The 16,001-nt window shown below is 62.3% G+C and carries 16 protein-coding genes; 5 read left to right on the forward strand and 11 right to left on the reverse strand.

Annotated elements, in window-relative coordinates; genetic code table 11:
• Positions 1-24 precede the first annotated feature (24 nt).
• Positions 25-900 (forward strand): l-ornithine N(alpha)-acyltransferase, encoded by an 876-nt coding sequence (olsB, locus tag CKW40_RS08755; RefSeq protein WP_056577807.1) that lies wholly within the window; start codon positions 25-27, stop codon positions 898-900.
• A gap of 155 nt (positions 901-1,055) precedes the next feature.
• Here the strand turns inward: olsB and CKW40_RS08760 are convergent, their stop codons facing one another.
• The gene (locus CKW40_RS08760; RefSeq protein ID WP_095199529.1) at positions 1,056-1,688 is read right to left on the reverse strand and encodes a trimeric intracellular cation channel family protein; all 633 of its coding nucleotides are present in this window, start codon (positions 1,686-1,688) and stop codon (positions 1,056-1,058) included.
• 103 nt (positions 1,689-1,791) lie between these two features.
• Positions 1,792-2,424, reverse strand: coding sequence for a nucleotide exchange factor GrpE (gene grpE / locus CKW40_RS08765; protein WP_095199530.1), 633 nt, complete (start codon positions 2,422-2,424; stop codon positions 1,792-1,794).
• A gap of 241 nt (positions 2,425-2,665) precedes the next feature.
• Between grpE and CKW40_RS08770 the strand changes: the two genes are divergently transcribed.
• A complete protein-coding gene (locus tag CKW40_RS08770; RefSeq protein WP_439330971.1) occupies positions 2,666-2,863 on the forward strand; it encodes a hypothetical protein in 198 nt (65 codons plus the stop codon).
• A 141-nt stretch (positions 2,864-3,004) separates the two neighbouring features.
• Positions 3,005-4,027: a fatty acid desaturase gene (locus tag CKW40_RS08775; RefSeq protein WP_095199532.1), complete on the forward strand. Its 1,023-nt coding sequence runs from the start codon at positions 3,005-3,007 to the stop codon at positions 4,025-4,027.
• Positions 4,028-4,072: 45 nt separating this feature from the next.
• Here CKW40_RS08775 and CKW40_RS08780 read toward each other — a convergent pair whose 3' ends face one another.
• From CKW40_RS08780 to cysG, 7 genes are all read right to left on the reverse strand, one after another.
• Positions 4,073-4,693 carry a DJ-1/PfpI family protein gene (locus CKW40_RS08780; protein ID WP_095199533.1) on the reverse strand — a complete coding sequence of 207 codons (621 nt, stop codon included), beginning with the start codon at positions 4,691-4,693 and terminating at the stop codon, positions 4,073-4,075.
• A gap of 193 nt (positions 4,694-4,886) precedes the next feature.
• On the reverse strand, positions 4,887-6,494 hold the full coding sequence (locus tag CKW40_RS08785) for a GMC family oxidoreductase (protein WP_095199534.1): 1,608 nt from the start codon (positions 6,492-6,494) through the stop codon (positions 4,887-4,889).
• Between the two features lie 95 nt (positions 6,495-6,589).
• A complete protein-coding gene (locus CKW40_RS08790) occupies positions 6,590-7,123 on the reverse strand; it encodes a DUF934 domain-containing protein (RefSeq protein WP_095199535.1) in 534 nt (177 codons plus the stop codon).
• Between the two features lie 172 nt (positions 7,124-7,295).
• Positions 7,296-8,060, reverse strand: coding sequence for a phosphoadenylyl-sulfate reductase (locus tag CKW40_RS08795; protein ID WP_095199536.1), 765 nt, complete (start codon positions 8,058-8,060; stop codon positions 7,296-7,298).
• Positions 8,035-9,705 (reverse strand): nitrite/sulfite reductase, encoded by a 1,671-nt coding sequence (locus CKW40_RS08800; RefSeq protein WP_095199537.1) that lies wholly within the window; start codon positions 9,703-9,705, stop codon positions 8,035-8,037. The genes CKW40_RS08795 and CKW40_RS08800 overlap by 26 nt, the downstream gene beginning before the upstream one ends.
• A gap of 45 nt (positions 9,706-9,750) precedes the next feature.
• Positions 9,751-10,044, reverse strand: a complete 294-nt coding sequence (locus tag CKW40_RS08805) for a DUF2849 domain-containing protein (RefSeq protein WP_032931682.1) — start codon at positions 10,042-10,044, stop codon at positions 9,751-9,753.
• Entirely contained in the window at positions 10,041-11,492 is a 1,452-nt protein-coding gene (gene cysG, locus CKW40_RS08810; RefSeq protein ID WP_095199538.1) for a siroheme synthase CysG, read from the reverse strand. Before cysG ends, CKW40_RS08805 begins: the two co-directional genes overlap by 4 nt.
• Between cysG and CKW40_RS42825 the strand changes: the two genes are divergently transcribed.
• Together CKW40_RS42825 and CKW40_RS08815 are read left to right on the forward strand one after the other, a co-directional pair.
• On the forward strand, positions 11,484-11,723 hold the full coding sequence (locus CKW40_RS42825; protein WP_143748262.1) for a hypothetical protein: 240 nt from the start codon (positions 11,484-11,486) through the stop codon (positions 11,721-11,723). The genes cysG and CKW40_RS42825 overlap by 9 nt on opposite strands.
• A 261-nt stretch (positions 11,724-11,984) precedes the next feature.
• The gene (locus CKW40_RS08815; RefSeq protein ID WP_095199539.1) at positions 11,985-13,766 is read left to right on the forward strand and encodes a cation:proton antiporter domain-containing protein; all 1,782 of its coding nucleotides are present in this window, start codon (positions 11,985-11,987) and stop codon (positions 13,764-13,766) included.
• A gap of 72 nt (positions 13,767-13,838) precedes the next feature.
• Here the strand turns inward: CKW40_RS08815 and CKW40_RS08820 are convergent, their stop codons facing one another.
• Together CKW40_RS08820 and CKW40_RS08825 are read right to left on the reverse strand one after the other, a co-directional pair.
• Complete coding sequence (locus tag CKW40_RS08820; protein WP_095199540.1) at positions 13,839-14,897, reverse strand: CBS domain-containing anti-phage protein; 1,059 nt, start codon at positions 14,895-14,897, stop codon at positions 13,839-13,841.
• A 264-nt stretch (positions 14,898-15,161) separates the two neighbouring features.
• Positions 15,162-15,968: an AraC family transcriptional regulator gene (locus tag CKW40_RS08825; protein WP_095199541.1), complete on the reverse strand. Its 807-nt coding sequence runs from the start codon at positions 15,966-15,968 to the stop codon at positions 15,162-15,164.
• Positions 15,969-16,001 lie beyond the last annotated feature (33 nt).

The raw sequence follows: 16,001 nt of genomic DNA on the forward strand, positions 1-16,001 counted from the left end.
GGAGAATCACTCGTGCATACAGTTATGCCGGAATGTGACACTCGGCCAAACGCCAGCAGCGCCTTGCTTGCCGGACGTAATGTCGATTCCGTCATAAAAGGCGCAGCACTCGGCCGTATCGGCAATCTCGAAGTGCGGCTCGCCCGCAACGAGGCCGAGATCGCGGCCGCGCAGGAAGTGCGCTACCGGGTATTTTACGACGAGCTTGGCGCCCGGAAGGACCTCTTCCAGGCGCAGGACCGTCGCGACGCCGACCGCTTCGATCCGCTCTGCGACCATCTTCTGGTCCTGGATACGACGCTTTCCGGTCCCGAACATCGCCGTATCGTCGGTACCTATCGCCTGCTGCGGCAAGAAATCGCGGCCACCGCCGGCGGCTTCTATTCCGAAGGCGAGTTCGAACTGACCAAGCTCATCGCCCGTCATCCCGGCCAGCGTTTTCTCGAACTCGGCCGCTCCTGCGTTTTGCCGCAATACCGTTCGAAGCGCACCATCGAGGCGCTGTGGCAAGGCATCTGGGCCTACATCAACCACTACGAAATCGGCGTGATGACCGGCTGCGCTTCCTTCCATGGCACCGTGCCGGCCGCGCACGCGGAGGCGCTCACCTATCTTGCCCATCACTGCCGCACCAACTCCGCCTGGGACGTGCGCGCGGTTTCCGATCGGTACTGCTCCATGGATCTGATGCCGATCGAGGCGGTCAATGCCAAAGCAGCGATCGCGGCAATGCCGCCTCTGGTCAAGGGCTATCTGAGGGTCGGCGCCCGCATCGGCGATGGCTGCGTCATCGACCGCGAATTCTCGACCGTCGACGTCTTCGTGGTGATGCCGGTCAAGGAGATCGGCGCCCGCTACGTCAACTATTATGGCGGCGAAGCGCAGCGCTTCGCGGCGTAGCGAATAGCGAATAGCGAATAGCGAATAGCGAATAGCGAATAGCGAATAGCGAATAGCGAATAGCGAATAGCGAATAGCGAATAGCGAATAGCGAATAGCGAATAGCGAGAGCTAAGCCGCACTCCTGCGGACTGTCATCCCTATTCGCTTCCTTTTCACGGAATATCTTCCGGCCGTCGGCCGGGCCGGCTCTTGTAGGACGGAAACGACCAGCCGAAACGCAGCGCGCCGCCGCGTACGGCGAGTGCCACGACGAAGCCGGCCAGCCCCGAGACGATCTGCGGCAATCCGGTGACATCGCCCAGTGTGAAGATGGCGGCGCCCGCCAGGGCGGCCGTGACGTAGATTTCCGGCCTGAGCAGCACCGATGGCTCGCCGGCCAGGAGATCGCGCAATATGCCACCGAAGGTCGCGGTGAGCATGCCGGTGATGATCGAAACCACCGGCGAACCGGTGATTGCCAGGCCCTTTGCCGCGCCCATCACCGAAAAGGCGGCCAGCCCGATGGCGTCGAGCCACAGCAACAGCTTGTAGCGGGATTCGACGCGGTGCGCGGTGAAGAAGACCAGAACCGCCACGACAGCGCAGATCAGCACATAGTCACGGTTTCCCACCCAGAAGACCGGCACATTGAGGATGAGATCACGAAAGGTCCCTCCGCCAATGCCGGTGACGCTGGCCAGGAACAGGAACCCGATAATGTCGAGCTGCTTACGCGAAGCCGCCAACGCCCCGGTCGCCGCAAATACGGCGACGCCGGCATAGTCGAGAAGGGCGATGGGATGCATGGGCCGAGTGCGTAGTGAGTAGCGAATAGTGAGTAGGGGAATAGCACGAAGCTGCGGATTAGTATCAGGCCCCTACTCACTACTCCCTATTCGCTACTCACTATCACGCATCCTTCTCCGCCTCGTCATTCACCGGCCCCGGCTCGACCGGCGCCTCGGCGGCAATCTTCGGGCCGCCCTTGGCGACGCCGACCATGGCCGGGCGCAGCACCCGCTCGCCGATCGAATAGCCCGGCTGCACGACCTGGACCACGGTGTTGGCCGGGACATCGGGATTGGGCACTTCGAACATGGCCTGGTGGAAATTGGGATCGAACTTTTCGCCTTCCGGCGCGAGTTTCTTGACCCCGTGCCGTTCCAGCGCCGACAGCATGGCGCGCTCGGTCAGGTCGACGCCTTCGATCAGCGCCTTGAAGCCGGCGTCGCCCGACGCCTTGGCCTCGGCCGGAATGGCATCCAGCGCGCGGCGCAGATTGTCCGACACCGACAACATGTCGCGGGCGAAATTCGCAACCGCATAGGTGCGCGCGTCGTGCACGTCGCGCGCGGTGCGGCGGCGCAGGTTCTCCATCTCGGCCGCGACGCGCAGCGCGCGGTCCTTCAGCTCTTCATTTTCCTTCAGCAGCCGCACAAGCGCTTCATAATCGCCGTCAATGCTGCCTTCCGTGCGCTCGGCATTGGCCTCGGCCGCCTCGGCTTCACTGGGCGCGCGTTCGTCTTTTGCCTGGTCGCTCATCGCCGTTTCCCGTCATCTCGAATGGTATGGATTTTGTGCCCGATATCGAGGTTTGGCAGCCAAAAATCAAGGGGTAAGCGACCGTTAGGCCTTTGGCCGGAAATGAGCGGCGACCAATGGCGATCCTTCGATTTTAATTCAAATTTTACCAAAACTGCCGGCTTGGCTTGCCACAGAAGCGTGATGAGGGAACCATTCCCTTGCTGGAGGAGTTTCCGAGCCGACACAGGATATTGTAGTGATGACCCGCGACAAGGCCGAAAAAGGAGAAAAGCTCGCCACCGAAGTCAGGCGCCAGTTCGGTGCCGAGGCGATGACGCGCTTTCTGCGCACCTTGCCGACTTTCCGCGCCGAAGCCGACATTCCCAATCACTTCAGGGAGTTGCTTGACCATCTCGATCGGATGGAGAGCAAAAGCCTCGGTGGTGGCCGCCAATAGGGGGCACCCCGGCCGGCCATCCCGGGATCTGCGGACTCTTAGTGGACCGACCCCGGGAGCGCCTTTCGCGCGACAATTACGCACAGTAATTTTGCGTGAAGGTTGCCTTGCGGCGGCCACACGCCCCGCTTATGCTTCCTGATGAACATGATTTCCCCCGATGCGGCCGCCAACAGCAAGCGCGCCTGGCTGAAGATTCTGGCGCGCTACAAGAAGCCGGACCGGCGACGCAGCGCCATCGAACTCGCCATCACCCTCATTCCGTTTGCCACGCTCTGGGCGCTGTCCTCGGCGGCCTATGCCTATGGCCATTGGTGGGGGCTGATCCTGATCCTGCCGGCGGCCGGGTTCCTGGTGCGCATCTTCATGATCCAGCACGATTGCGGCCATGGCTCTTTCTTCGCCAATCGATACGCCGACGACTGGATCGGCCGCGCGCTCGGCGTCCTGACGCTGACGCCCTACGATTGCTGGCGGCGCGCCCACGCGACGCATCATGCCAGCGCCGGCAATCTCGACGAGCGCGGCATGGGCGATATCCGGACGCTGACCGTTGCTGAATACCGGCAATTGTCCTGGCGCGGGCGCCTCGCATACCGCCTTTATCGCCATCCGCTGGTGATGTTCGGCCTGGGACCGATCTGGCTGTTCATCTTCTCGCAAAGGTTGCCCATCGGCATGATGCGCGGCGGCCTGACGCCATGGGTGTCGTCGATGACCACCAACCTCGCCATCGCGCTTGCGGCAGCCCTTCTCATCTGGGCCGTCGGCCCCGGTGCGTTCCTGGTTGTCCATCTGCCGATCGTCATTCTCGCCGGCTCGGCCGGCATCTGGCTGTTCTACGTTCAGCACCAGTTCGAGGAGACGGAATGGGCGAAGGATGACGACTGGGAGTTCCAGCATGCCGCCCTGCACGGCTCGTCCTATTACGACCTGCCGCCGGTGCTGAACTGGTTCACCGGCAACATCGGCGTCCACCATGTACACCACCTCTCCGCCAAGGTGCCGGGCTATCGGCTGCAGGAAGTGCTGCGCGATTATCCGGAGTTGCGCGGCATCGGCCGCGTCACGCTGCTCGACAGCCTGCGCTGCGTCAAACTGGCATTGTGGGACGAAAACCGCCGCAAGCTGGTCTCGTTCCGAGAAGCACGAGCGACGATGTAGAACGACCGCCGCGCCGTGGCGCGGCGGTGGGAACAAAAATCCTGTTCAGGCTGCCTGGCGCTCGTCGCGCATCAGGATCTCGCCATGGCGGATTTCGGTGCCCAGCACCTTCAGGCATTCGCGGATGAAGTTGGATAGGCCAGGCCAGCCCTTGGCTGAAACGAGATTGCCGTCGACATGGGCACCGGTCGGCGCGACGTCGATATAGATGCCGCCGGCCAGCGTCACTTCCGGCTCGCAATAGTGCAGTGCCGCCACTTCCCTGCCCCGCACCACGCCGTCGACCGCGATCAGGATCTGCACGCCATGGCAGATGGTGAAGATCGGCTTGCCGGCCTCGTGGAAATGCCGCACCAGCGCCTGCACCCGCTTGTCGATACGGATGTATTCGGGGCCGCGCCCACCCGCCGCGTAGACGGCATCGTATTGGGCCGGATCCACCTCGGAAAACGTCTTGTTGAGGATGTAGTCGTGGCCAAGCTTTTCCGTATAGGTCTGATGGCCTTCGAAGTCGTGCAGCGAGGTTTTCAGGACATCGCCCGCCTTCTTGTCCGGGCAGACGACATGCACCGTGTGGCCGACGGCATGCATGGCCTGTTCAAAGACGAAGATCTCATACTCCTCGCTGAACTCGCCAACGAGCATCAATATTTTCTTGCCAGCCATTCCCGGTTCCTCCCTTGTGGCCATATTTATTTCGGATCGTGAAATAATAGACCTATCCTAAGGGCAGGGCAGCGAAAGGGAAAGTGCAAATCGCACAATTGGTACGACCAGTTTTCTTCATTCTCTGCCACAGACGCTCCAGGCAGTCCTGCTTCTAACGAAAACAGCACCGCTGGTTCGACCAGAGCGGCAGTCAGGCCGCTGCCTTAATCATATCTGCCGCCTTTTCGGCGATCATGATGGTCGGCGCATTGGTGTTGCCGCCGATCAGCGTCGGCATCACCGAGGCGTCAACGACCCGCAAGGCCTCGAGCCCGTAGACCCGCAACTGCGGATCGACCACCGCCATCTCGTCGACGCCCATCTTGCAGGTGCCGGCCGGGTGATAGATGGTGTCGGCGCGGGCACGGATGTGGGACATCAACTCCGCGTCGCTCGAAACACCGGCGGTGTAGATTTCCTTGTGGCGATATCTGGCCAGCGCCGGCGCCTGCAGGATACCGCGCATCATCCTGACCCCCTTGAGCAAAAGCTCGGCGTCGCGGTCGTCCGAAAGAAAGCGCGGATCGATGCGCGGCGGTGCCATGGGATCATGTGTGGACAGCCCGACTTCACCGCGCGAATGCGGCCGCAGCACGCAGACATGGCAGGAAAAGCCATATCCCATATGCAGCTTGCGGCCATGATCATCGACGATCGCGATGCAGAAATGCAGTTGCAGGTCGGGCCGTTCTATCGCCGGATCGGATTTGAGGAAGGCACCGCCTTCGGCATAGGGCGTGGCGATCATACCGCCGCCGTCCTTGCGCCAGCGCAACACATGCCGCAGCAGGGCAGGCAGGCCGCGCAGGCCAATGCCCATCATATCGGCATCCTTCGACGTCCAGCCCAGGATGAAATCGAGATGATCCTGCAGGTTCTTGCCGACACCGGGCAGTTCATGAATGACCGGGATGCCATGCACGGCAAGCTCGGCAGCGGGGCCAATGCCAGACAGCAACAGGAGCTGGGGCGAACCGAAGGCGCCACCACAGACGATCACCTCGCGCCTGGCTTTCGCAACGGCTTCGCCCTTGCCCGCGCGATACCGCACGCCGGTGGCGCGCTTGCCATCGAGGATGACCGTCGTGGCATGCGCCCCAGTGATGACGGTAAGGTTCGACCTGTTCATGGCCGGTTGCAGATAGGCAGCGGCCGCCGAGCAGCGCTCGCCATTACGGCCTTCGCCCCAGAATTGCGTCACCTGATAAAGTCCAGCACCTTCCTGTTCGACGCCGTTGAAATCATCGTTGCGGTGGATCTGGTTTTCGCCGCAGGCCTCGACAAAGGCGCGGGAGAGCGGACGTGGCTCTTGCTGCTCGGCAACCCGCAGCGGCCCGTCACCGCCATGCAGAGCATCAGCGCCGCGTTGATTGCCTTCCGCCCGCCGGAAATAGGGCAGCACCTCGTCCCATGACCAGCCGTCGCAGCCGAGGTCGGCCCATTCGTCATAGTCGCCGCGGTGCCCGCGCGTATAGAGCATGGCATTGATGGCGCTGGACCCGCCCAGTGCCTTGCCGCGCGGCTGAAAACCCCTGCGGCCGTTGAGACCCTCTTGCGGCACCGTCTGGAAGGCCCAGTTGTTGATCTTCGGCCGTCCCGGCAGCAGCGCGATGATGCCGGCAGGCGCGCGGATCAACAGGTTCTTGCCCTCGCCGCCGGCTTCGATCAGGCACACCGTTTTCGACGGATCTTCGGAAAGCCCCGCGGCAAGCGTGCAGCCGGCGGATCCGCCACCGGCGATGACATAGTCGAAATCCATGATCTTCTCCTCCCGCCCGGCGGATGTTTCCGTCCGGACAGCCAAGAGAAGGCCTGATCACAGCCGATGTAAAGACGCGCGCGATTACCGCTGCGTCAGCTGTTGCGAACGCGCCGCCAGGAGTATTTCGGTCCCTTCGGCTCCGACGCTTCGGTTGGCTGATAGTAGAGGCCCAGCCCGCCGACGCGGCCCTCTTCCAGGCGCTTCAACAACACTGGATTGGAGATCTCGAACTCGTCGAAACCGAGACGCAGCATATGCGGCAACGGATCGACCAGCACCTGGCCGGTAGCGCGAACGGCACCTTCGAAATGATAGCGGCTGCGCAGCAGTTCAGCCTTGGAGAAGGAGCGCCCGTCGCTGAAGGCCGGGAAGACCAGCGCCACCAGCGACAGCTGGTCGAGCAGGTCAGCAATCTTCTCGAGCAGATCGCCGGGCTGCAGCACCACGCCGAGCCGCTCCTTGGCGGACCGGCGCACCTCCGGATCAAGGCCGAGGAATGCCTGCAGCGGCAGGATGAAGCGGCCATTGCCGGAAAGCGCGTCAGCACTTTCGGCATGGGCCCATTCGTCCTCGCGAAACCCCTGCGGGGTCCAGAGCCGGGTCTCCGGTGTCGTCGTTTCGGTCATAAAAAAGGTCCTAAATATTCAAACGAGCCAAGGATGTGTTGATATCCAGGCCAGGCTGCGCCGAAAATGGCGGCTTCCGGGGTCGCCCTTGCGACGAGCGGAGCGTACTTGAAGTACGTGAGCACCGGAAGCTGCCGTTTGCAGGCCAGCCTCACCTGAATATCGGCATATCCTATAGGGATGCGTCGGTCAGCGACACTTCCAGCCCCGACAGGTGAATGCCGCACTCGGTCTTGGCATGACCGGCCCAGCGGCCGCTGCGTGCGTCCTCGCCCGGCTGCACCGGTTGCGTGCACGGGAAACAGCCAATCGACAGATAGCCATAGGCGACCAGCGGATTTTCGCGCAATGCATGGGCGCGCATATAGTCGGCCTGGTCCGACGTCGTCCAGTGCGCCAATGGATTGATGCGGATGCGCGCGCCGACCGCCTCGAACACCGGCAAAGCCGCCCGCGTCGAGGCCTGAAAACGCTTGCGGCCGGTGAACCAGGCGCGGAAGGGCGCCACGCCACGCGCCAGCGGCTCGACCTTCCGCACGTCGCAGCAGGCATCTGTGTTGCTCTGGTGCAGATTGCCCGTCGGATCGATCCGCTCGAGCGCGGCTTCGTCCGGCTTGATCACCTGAATATTGGTCAGACCGAAATCGGCGACGAGCGCGTCACGGTAGCCGAGCGTCTCCTCGAAATGCTTGCCGGTGTCGAGGAAGATGACCGGCAGCGTGCGGTCGATCTCGGCGATCATGTGCAGCAGCACCGCCGAATCCGCCCCGAAGGACGACACAGCGGCGATCTCGTCGCGAAACAGTTCGCGCGCCGAACGTTCGATGATCTCGAGCGGCTTCAGATGGCCGTAGAGCGCATCCAGCCCCGCCGCCTTGGCGGCGACGCCGTCATCGACATCGGCGATACGGTCAAGCGGCCTTGGTTTCGCCAGCATAGAGCGCCTCCTTGAACGGCGCGGGACCGACACGGCGGTAGGCGTCGATGAATTTTTCCTGTGGGTTGAGCCGGAGGCCGAGATAGGTCTCGACGATCTGCTCGATGGCGTCGGTGATCTCTTCCGACGAGAAGCCACGGCCGATGATCTCGCCGACCGACGTGTTCTCGTCGGCCGAACCGCCCAGCGTCACCTGATAGAGCTCGGAGCCCTTCTTCTCGACGCCGAGGATGCCGATATGGCCGACATGGTGATGGCCGCAGGCATTGATACAGCCCGAGATCTTCAGCTTCAGTTCGCCGATCTCGCGCTGCCGCTCCAGCGAAGCGAAACGTTGCGAGATTTCCTGCGCGATCGGGATCGAGCGTGCGGTGGCCAGCGCGCAATAGTCGAGGCCGGGGCACGAGATGATGTCCGATATCAAATTGGAGTTGGCCGTCGCCAACCCGATGTCGACGAGTGCGTCATAGACCGCCTTGAGGTCGGCGCGCGCCACATGCGGCAGGATCAGGTTCTGCTCATGGCTGACGCGCAGCTCGTCGAAGGCATATTTCTCGGCGATGTCGGCCACCGCTTCCATCTGGCTGTCGGAAGCATCGCCCGGCACCTCGCCGATGCCCTTCAGCGAGATCGTCACCGCCGCATAGTCGGGATGGCGGTGCGTCACCACATTCTGGTCGAGCCACTCGGAGAAGCCCTTGGAATCGAGACGTGCCAGCTTGACCGCCTGGTCGCCTTCCGGCCGATCAGCGAGCGCTGGCGGCGCGAAATAGGCCTCGATGGCGCGGATATCGGCATCCGGCAGCTTCAGCTCGGCGTCTTTCAATTCCTGCCATTCGGCCTCGACCTGGCGGGTGATTTCCTCGACGCCGGTCTCGTGGACGAGGATTTTGATGCGCGCCTTGTACTTGTTGTCGCGGCGGCCATAGAGGTTGTAAACGCGCAGGATCGCCGTGCAGTAGGATAGCAGGTCGGCTTCCGGCAGGAAGTCGCGGATTTTCCTCGCCACCATCGGCGTGCGGCCCTGGCCGCCGCCGACATAGACGGCGAAGCCAAGCTCGCCGGCGGCGTTCTTCTTCAGGTGCAGGCCGATATCGTGCGTCTGGATGGCGGCACGGTCGCGCTCGGCCCCGGTCACCGCGATCTTGAATTTTCTGGGCAGGAACGAGAATTCCGGATGCACCGAGGACCATTGCCGCAGGATCTCCGCATAGGGGCGCGGATCGGCGACCTCGTCGGCGGCGGCACCGGCGAAATGATCGGCGGTGACGTTGCGGATGCAGTTGCCGCTGGTCTGGATGGCGTGCATTTCGACGCTGGCCAGATCAGCCAGGATCGCCGGAATGTCCGAAAGCGCCGGCCAGTTGAACTGGATGTTCTGGCGCGTGGTGAAATGGCCGTAGCCCTTGTCGTATTTGCGGGCGATGTGGCCAAGCATGCGCAGCTGCTTGCCGTTCAGCGTGCCATAGGGCACCGCGATGCGCAGCATATAGGCGTGCAGTTGCAGGTAGACGCCGTTCATCAGCCGCAGAGGCCGGAACTGGTCCTCGGTGATCTCGCCGGACAGCCGGCGCTGGACCTGGTCGCTGAACTCGGCGACACGGGCCTGGACAAAATCGTGGTCGAACTCATCGTAACGGTACATGCTTCGTCTTTCAGGGCGCGTCCGCCCGTTTCACTCAAATCCTGGCTATGCCGCCCGCTCGGCCTGCTTGCCGAGATCGCCGCGGATGGTCGGGCCGGCGGCGCGGATCTTTTCGCGCAGCCGCACCGGCTCGACGACACCGTCGACCACTTCCGCGTCGATCAGATTGACATCGACCACTTCATTGTCGGCATAGGCCTTGGCGCCGATCGCCTCCAGCCGATCCTCGGCAGCCTTGTCATGGGCAAGGTCGGCCTGGCCCACCGTCTCGGCCCAGCCGCCATCAGCGTACCAGACAGCGATGCCGTCGGTCAGGCGGTTGGCGGTCAGTATCTTCATGGCTGAACTCTCTCACTCGCGGCTGGGACCGCGCCTTCATTCCTGTGTGCCGCAAGCGGCTCGGACCGTTCAAAGTTGGCCCCGGCGACCGCGTCGCCGATGATGGTCATGACCGGCCCGGAAAGATCACCACGCGCTTCCAGCGACGGCAGATCGGCCAGCGTGCCGTGGAAGCGCCGACGGTTGGCCAGGCTGGCATTCTCGACCACGGCCACCGCCGTATCCGGCGACAGGCCGGCCTCGATCAGCCGGCCGGCGACTTCGGCGGCGACCGAGCGGCCCATATAGACGGCGACCGTCGCGCCGGAAATCGCGAGCTTGGCCCAGTCGGGCAATGAATTGCCCTTGAGGTCGTGGCCGGTGGTGAAGACCATCGACGACGACACGCCGCGCAAGGTCAGTGGCAGCTCGAAATCCGCGGCGGCGGCAAAGGCCGCGGTGACGCCCGGAACCACCTCATAGGCGATGCCGGCGTCGCGCAGTGCCGCCATCTCCTCGCCGGCGCGACCGAATACCAGCGGATCGCCCGACTTCAGCCGCACGACGCGCTTGCCCTGGCGGCCGAGCTCGACCAGCAGCGCGTTGATCTCGGCCTGGCTCTTGGTGTGGCAGCCCTTGCGTTTGCCGACCGGCAGGCGCTCGGCATCGCGGCGGCCCATGGCGACGACCGTCTCCGGCACCAGCGCGTCATGGACGATGACATCGGCCTCCATCAGCAGGCGATGCGCCCGCAGCGTCAGAAGATCCTCGGCGCCGGGACCGGCGCCGACCAGGGCGATGTGGCCGGCAGCGGGTGCGTTCGACAGCAGCAGATCCACGGCCGCGTCATGCGCCCGCGACAGCTGGCCGGCTTCCACGGCATGGGCAGGCGCGCCCTGGAAAAAACTGCTCCAGAAGCGGCGGCGGGCATTGCCTCTCGGCAGCACTTTCTCGGCGGCACCACGCAATGAAGCGGCAAGCGTTGCCAGCGAACCGAGCGACGGCGACAGCATCTGGTCGATGCGGCTGCGCAGCATCTGGGCAAGCACCGGGCCTGCGCCTTCGGTGCCGATGGCGATGGCGACCGGCGCGCGATTGACCAGCGCCGGGGTGAAGAAATCGCAGAGCTCCGGCCGGTCGACGGCATTGACCGGAATGCCCAGCCGACGCGCGTCCGCGGCGACGCGGCGGTCAAGCGCCTCATCGCCGCTGGCGGCAAACACCATGACCGCGCCGTCGAGCTGCGAGGCATCGTAAGCCGCCATAATATGACTGGCGCCGGACTGAGCGATGAAGGCAAGCAGCTCGGGTTCGGCATTTTCGGCGATGATGCGCAGCACCGCGCTCGACTGTCCGATCAGCCGCGCCTTGGCCAGGGCTTCGTCGCCGCCGCCGACAATGGCCACGGCTTCGCCCTCGACCCGCACGAAGACGGGAAAGGCGTTGAGCTTGGGCACGGCATGCGGCATGACAAGTGCAATCCTGGAACAGATTGGCAGTTTTACGCCCGGGCGCGAAAAACCAGAAGCAAAGCACTCGCGCATCCTGTGATGGCAGGCAATCGCTTTTTCGCAACTGCGAAAGGCAGGAGAAAAATATTCCACATCCAGGACGCGGACGGATTCAAGCCGCTGAAGCGGGCCTTGATTTCAGGTCTTTTTAGCCGCCTGCCCGCAGTCGCGCAAAATAGTTTTTTCTAATTTCTACCAATTTAGTAGATTAAAGTCGTCTGCTGGCTGCTCCCGTCTTTGATGCCGCATGCCGAGGCGCAATCCGCTTGTGAATTCAGCCCGATAGGGGAACTCCTGGCGCGGCCGGCCAAGCATTTTGTCGTCCCACCGTCGATTTCACACCCCCTGCGGGTTGCATCACCGTCACCCCTTCCACCATATTGGAAAACAGGCGGCGGCTTCGGGCGGCGCACATCCGACATCCCCAGCTTGAAAGGCGCTCCATAGACAATGCCGCATGACACGCCCCTTATCGCCACCATCGTCGCCGGTCTGGGGCTGGCTTTCGTCTTCGGGGCTCTCGCCAATCGTTTCCGCATTCCGCCGCTGGTCGGCTATCTCGTAGCCGGCGTGCTGGTCGGGCCGAACACGCCCGGTTTCGTCGCCGATGCCGGCCTTGCCAATGAATTGGCCGAAATCGGCGTCATCCTCTTGATGTTCGGCGTCGGCCTGCATTTCTCGCTGAAGGATCTGCTGTCGGTCCGCGCCATCGCCGTGCCTGGCGCCATTGTCCAGATCGGCTTTGCCACGGCGCTTGGCGCCGGGCTGTCCTGGATGCTCGGCTGGTCGATGGGCGCGGGTCTGGTGTTCGGCCTGGCGCTGTCGGTCGCCTCGACCGTCGTGCTGCTGCGCGCGCTGCAGGAGCGCCGGCTGATCGAGACCGAACGTGGCCGCATCGCGGTCGGCTGGCTGATCGTCGAAGATCTCGCCATGGTGCTGGCGCTGGTGCTGCTGCCGGCCCTTGCCGGCGTGCTCGGCGGCCAGGAACAGGCGGATGTGCATTCAAGCGGCCTGCTGTCGCTGCCGGCCAGCTACGGCATCTGGGGCGTCGTCGGCATTACGCTCGCCAAGGTCGCCGCCTTCGTCGTCGTCATGCTGGTGGTCGGCCGCCGGGTCATTCCCTGGATCCTGCACTACGTCGCCCATACCGGGTCGCGTGAACTGTTCCGGCTGGCTGTGCTGGCGATCGCGCTCGGCGTCGCTTTCGGCGCGGCGAAACTGTTTGGCGTGTCGCTGGCGCTCGGCGCCTTCTTCGCCGGCATGATCATGAGCGAGTCCGAGCTCAGCCACCGCGCGGCCGAAGAATCGCTACCGCTGCGCGATGCCTTTTCGGTGCTGTTCTTCGTCTCGGTCGGCATGCTGTTCGACCCATTCAGCCTGTTCAGCAACGGCCTGCCGATCCTGGCCACGCTCGCCATCATCGTCATCGGCAAGTCGCTGGCCGCGTTCGTCATCGTCGTCGCCTTTGGCTATCCCCTGGCGACAGCCTTGATGATTTCGGCGAGCCTTGCCCAGATCGGCGAATTCTCCTTCATCCTGGCCGAACTCGGCGTCGGGCTGAAACTACTGCCCGAACAGGGCCGCGACCTGATCCTGGCCGGCGCCATCCTGTCGATCGTGCTCAACCCGTTGATGTTCCTGGTCATCGACTGGATGAAGCCATGGCTTGAGGCCCGCGCCGCCAGGACGGGGCCGCCGGCAGACGCCAAGCCGGTCGGCCCGGCGACGGAACCGGGCCAGGTGGCCTCTGTCGCCGCCGCAACCTCCAAAGAGGAAGACGGACCGCCGCCGAAGACGGCGCTTACCGGCCATGCCATCCTGATCGGCTATGGCCGTGTCGGCGGCCTCGTCGGCGCGGCGCTGAAAGAAGCAGCCCTGCCCTTCCTCGTCATCGAGGACGCCGACAAGACGCTGGCCAAGCTGAAGGCCGACGGCGTCGAAACCGTCGCCGGCAATGCGGCCAATGCCGAAGTGTTCGCTGCCGCCAATCCCGAAGGCGCCAGCCGGCTGATCCTCGCCATCCCCAATGCGTTCGAGGCCGGCCAGATCGTGCTCAGGGCGCGCTCCGCCAATCCCAAGATCAACGTCGTCGCCCGCGCCCATTCCGATGCTGAGGTCGAGCATCTCAAAGGGCTCGGCGCCGACACGGTGATCATGGGCGAACGCGAAATCGCGCGCGGCATCGTCGAAGAGGTGCTGGGAAGCGACGTGGAGCAGACATCGGGACCCTAAGCGGATTGTAGGTGCCAGCCTATCCGAACGGAATCCTCTCGATATGCGTTCAAGCTGCGTTCACGAGGGATGCTAGAATGCCCCTATGCTTCTAAGCAAATCAAACATTTTAGCTACGTTCTTCAGTTTCGAGAGATTTTTGCTGGTTATCGGATCTGGATCAAAGTGCATAACATCGTTTCGTATATTATTGATTTCTGCCAATTCCGAACAGAATGTCGCCCTATCGAGTTTCAAACCAATCTTCTCCCAGCTCGGAGGATTCTCGAGGATTTTAACATAGTTGCCAAACGTAAGGTCGGATATCTTTGAAAATCCTGCTGGGAGATGTTCAGGGCTACACGCATTTTTGACATCTGATATACTGAGTTTTGCAGAAACCAAAATTCTGATGCTATTTTCGATTTCCGCCAAAAGGAGGAAAGGAGTGCTTATTTCTTCGAACTGAAGGGCAATGTCGGTCGCAGTAACGATCCCCGACACTCTTCTGTCAGAAGATCTAATGAGAACATAATTGTGTTCAACAATAGTCTTGATAGCTACAAATAAAGAAGCAGTTGCCGGGATCTCGTGATGTTCGTCCATATATGACTGAACGTCGGATCCTCCGACATTCGCTGCTGACCTTGCGCCGATCGACTCCCAGCTTATCACCCCTTTTATCTCACGTTCAGTCGTCATGACAGGAAGTTGAGAAAAATTTCGGGAAAGCATCAGAGTCGTTGCTTCTAGTAAGGTCGCGTTCGGTTTTACGCTGACTGGCGGATTGTTGGCAGAAGCGATTCTACCAATCCGATAAGAGGGATCGCCTGCCGATGGCTCATCACCTTCAGTCCCAATGCCCTGACTCGCAGTAGATCCAACGTCTTTAATTTCGACGCCATTGCTCTCAATCGGATGCTCAGCAACAAGTTCAAATGCTATAGGCGTGTCAACCCATATATTTAGGTAGTTAGGAACTGTACGCACGCCAGCTTTCTTTAATTGCTTATTTATAAAATCTACGTTTGCAGATGTACGCCTCTGAGCTCCAAACCAACTCAAGAAATCTCTTATCGTAGCCGGAGTTGCTGTTTTACCGTCCTTTAAATCTTTTAGAACATTGTTGAGCTCTTGAATGTCGGTCGCCAAGATTTCCTCCCCTTAGAACCAGGGTTCCTATTTCTGCCCAACTCCTTAGATTTGCAAGTTCTGATGGCGTCGGGCGTACCGGCTTGATTATCAACCAAAGCTCCGCCACCAGCCCGCTCACACGTGCTGGCCGTCGTTGATGCGGATCTCTGGCCCTGTCACACAGGACGCTTGGCCCAAGCACAGGACGAAGATGTGTCGGCGTCCTCGTAACGCCGAGCCGCCGGAGTGGGATCGCCTCGGCCACGCTCGCAAGCGGGTTGGTCAGGCCGCGAATGCGGAACCGCCGGCCTGTGATATATCGCTGAGGTATTTTGCCGGTGGCTTGCCCAGCGCCTTCTTGAACATGGTTATGAAGGCGGTGACAGACTCGTAGCCGAGATCCCCTGAGACCTGCTGCACGCTGGCGCCCGAGGCAAGCTCCCGCAACGCGACGATCAGATGCAACTGCTGGCGCCAGCGCCCAAAACTGAGCCCCGTCTCCTTCATCACGAGACGCGCCAGGCTACTCTCGCTCAGCGCCACGCGTTTTCCCCACTCGGCCAGCGTGCTGCGGTCGGCAGGATCGTTTGCCAACGCTTCGGCGATCCGCCGCAAGCGCGGCTCGGAAGAGATCGGCAGATGCAATTGCTGGACCGGCATACCGGGCAGTTCGGCAAGCAGGACACTTCCCAGGAAAGCGCACCTCGCATCGTCCGGCGCGCAGTCCGACAGTTCGATGATGAGCTCGCGCAGCAGCGGCGAGATCGAAAGCGTGCAGCACCGATCCGGCAGTTCGGCCGCGCCCGGCTCGATATAGACGAAGAAAATCCGCGCATTGGCGGTCGCGATGTTGCTGTGCTCCATGCGGCTCGGCACCCAGACGCCGCAATGCGGCGGCACCATCCACAAGCCGCTGGGAACGCGGCAGGTAACGCCGCCGCTAAGCGCGAAGACGAGTTGTCCCTTGCGATGCCAATGCTGCGACACCTCGGCCTTGGTCTCGGTGACGTCGACGCGCACGGCGATCGCCGGAGCAAGGACGTCATCGACGTCGAAATCGAGCCATGGGTAGCGAAGCGGCTGTCTCATACTTGCCCGTTTTTAGCGATCGATTGCATTTAT

Source organism: Mesorhizobium carmichaelinearum (assembly GCF_900199455.1).
Classification (GTDB): domain Bacteria; phylum Pseudomonadota; class Alphaproteobacteria; order Rhizobiales; family Rhizobiaceae; genus Mesorhizobium; species Mesorhizobium carmichaelinearum.

Bases quoted from the DNA above. Each gene is read 5' to 3' on its own strand.
- olsB (WP_056577807.1), top strand. From the start codon at position 25: ATGCCGGAATGTGACACTCGGCCAAACGCCAGCAGCGCCTTGCTTGCC.
- CKW40_RS08760 (WP_095199529.1), bottom strand. From the start codon at position 1,688: ATGCATCCCATCGCCCTTCTCGACTATGCCGGCGTCGCCGTATTTGCG.
- grpE (WP_095199530.1), bottom strand. From the start codon at position 2,424: ATGAGCGACCAGGCAAAAGACGAACGCGCGCCCAGTGAAGCCGAGGCG.
- CKW40_RS08770 (WP_439330971.1), top strand. From the start codon at position 2,666: ATGACCCGCGACAAGGCCGAAAAAGGAGAAAAGCTCGCCACCGAAGTC.
- CKW40_RS08775 (WP_095199532.1), top strand. From the start codon at position 3,005: ATGAACATGATTTCCCCCGATGCGGCCGCCAACAGCAAGCGCGCCTGG.
- CKW40_RS08780 (WP_095199533.1), bottom strand. From the start codon at position 4,693: ATGGCTGGCAAGAAAATATTGATGCTCGTTGGCGAGTTCAGCGAGGAG.
- CKW40_RS08785 (WP_095199534.1), bottom strand. From the start codon at position 6,494: ATGGATTTCGACTATGTCATCGCCGGTGGCGGATCCGCCGGCTGCACG.
- CKW40_RS08790 (WP_095199535.1), bottom strand. From the start codon at position 7,123: ATGACCGAAACGACGACACCGGAGACCCGGCTCTGGACCCCGCAGGGG.
- CKW40_RS08795 (WP_095199536.1), bottom strand. From the start codon at position 8,060: ATGCTGGCGAAACCAAGGCCGCTTGACCGTATCGCCGATGTCGATGAC.
- CKW40_RS08800 (WP_095199537.1), bottom strand. From the start codon at position 9,705: ATGTACCGTTACGATGAGTTCGACCACGATTTTGTCCAGGCCCGTGTC.
- CKW40_RS08805 (WP_032931682.1), bottom strand. From the start codon at position 10,044: ATGAAGATACTGACCGCCAACCGCCTGACCGACGGCATCGCTGTCTGG.
- CKW40_RS42825 (WP_143748262.1), top strand. From the start codon at position 11,484: ATGCGGCATGACAAGTGCAATCCTGGAACAGATTGGCAGTTTTACGCC.
- cysG (WP_095199538.1), bottom strand. From the start codon at position 11,492: ATGCCGCATGCCGTGCCCAAGCTCAACGCCTTTCCCGTCTTCGTGCGG.
- CKW40_RS08815 (WP_095199539.1), top strand. From the start codon at position 11,985: ATGCCGCATGACACGCCCCTTATCGCCACCATCGTCGCCGGTCTGGGG.
- CKW40_RS08825 (WP_095199541.1), bottom strand. From the start codon at position 15,968: ATGAGACAGCCGCTTCGCTACCCATGGCTCGATTTCGACGTCGATGAC.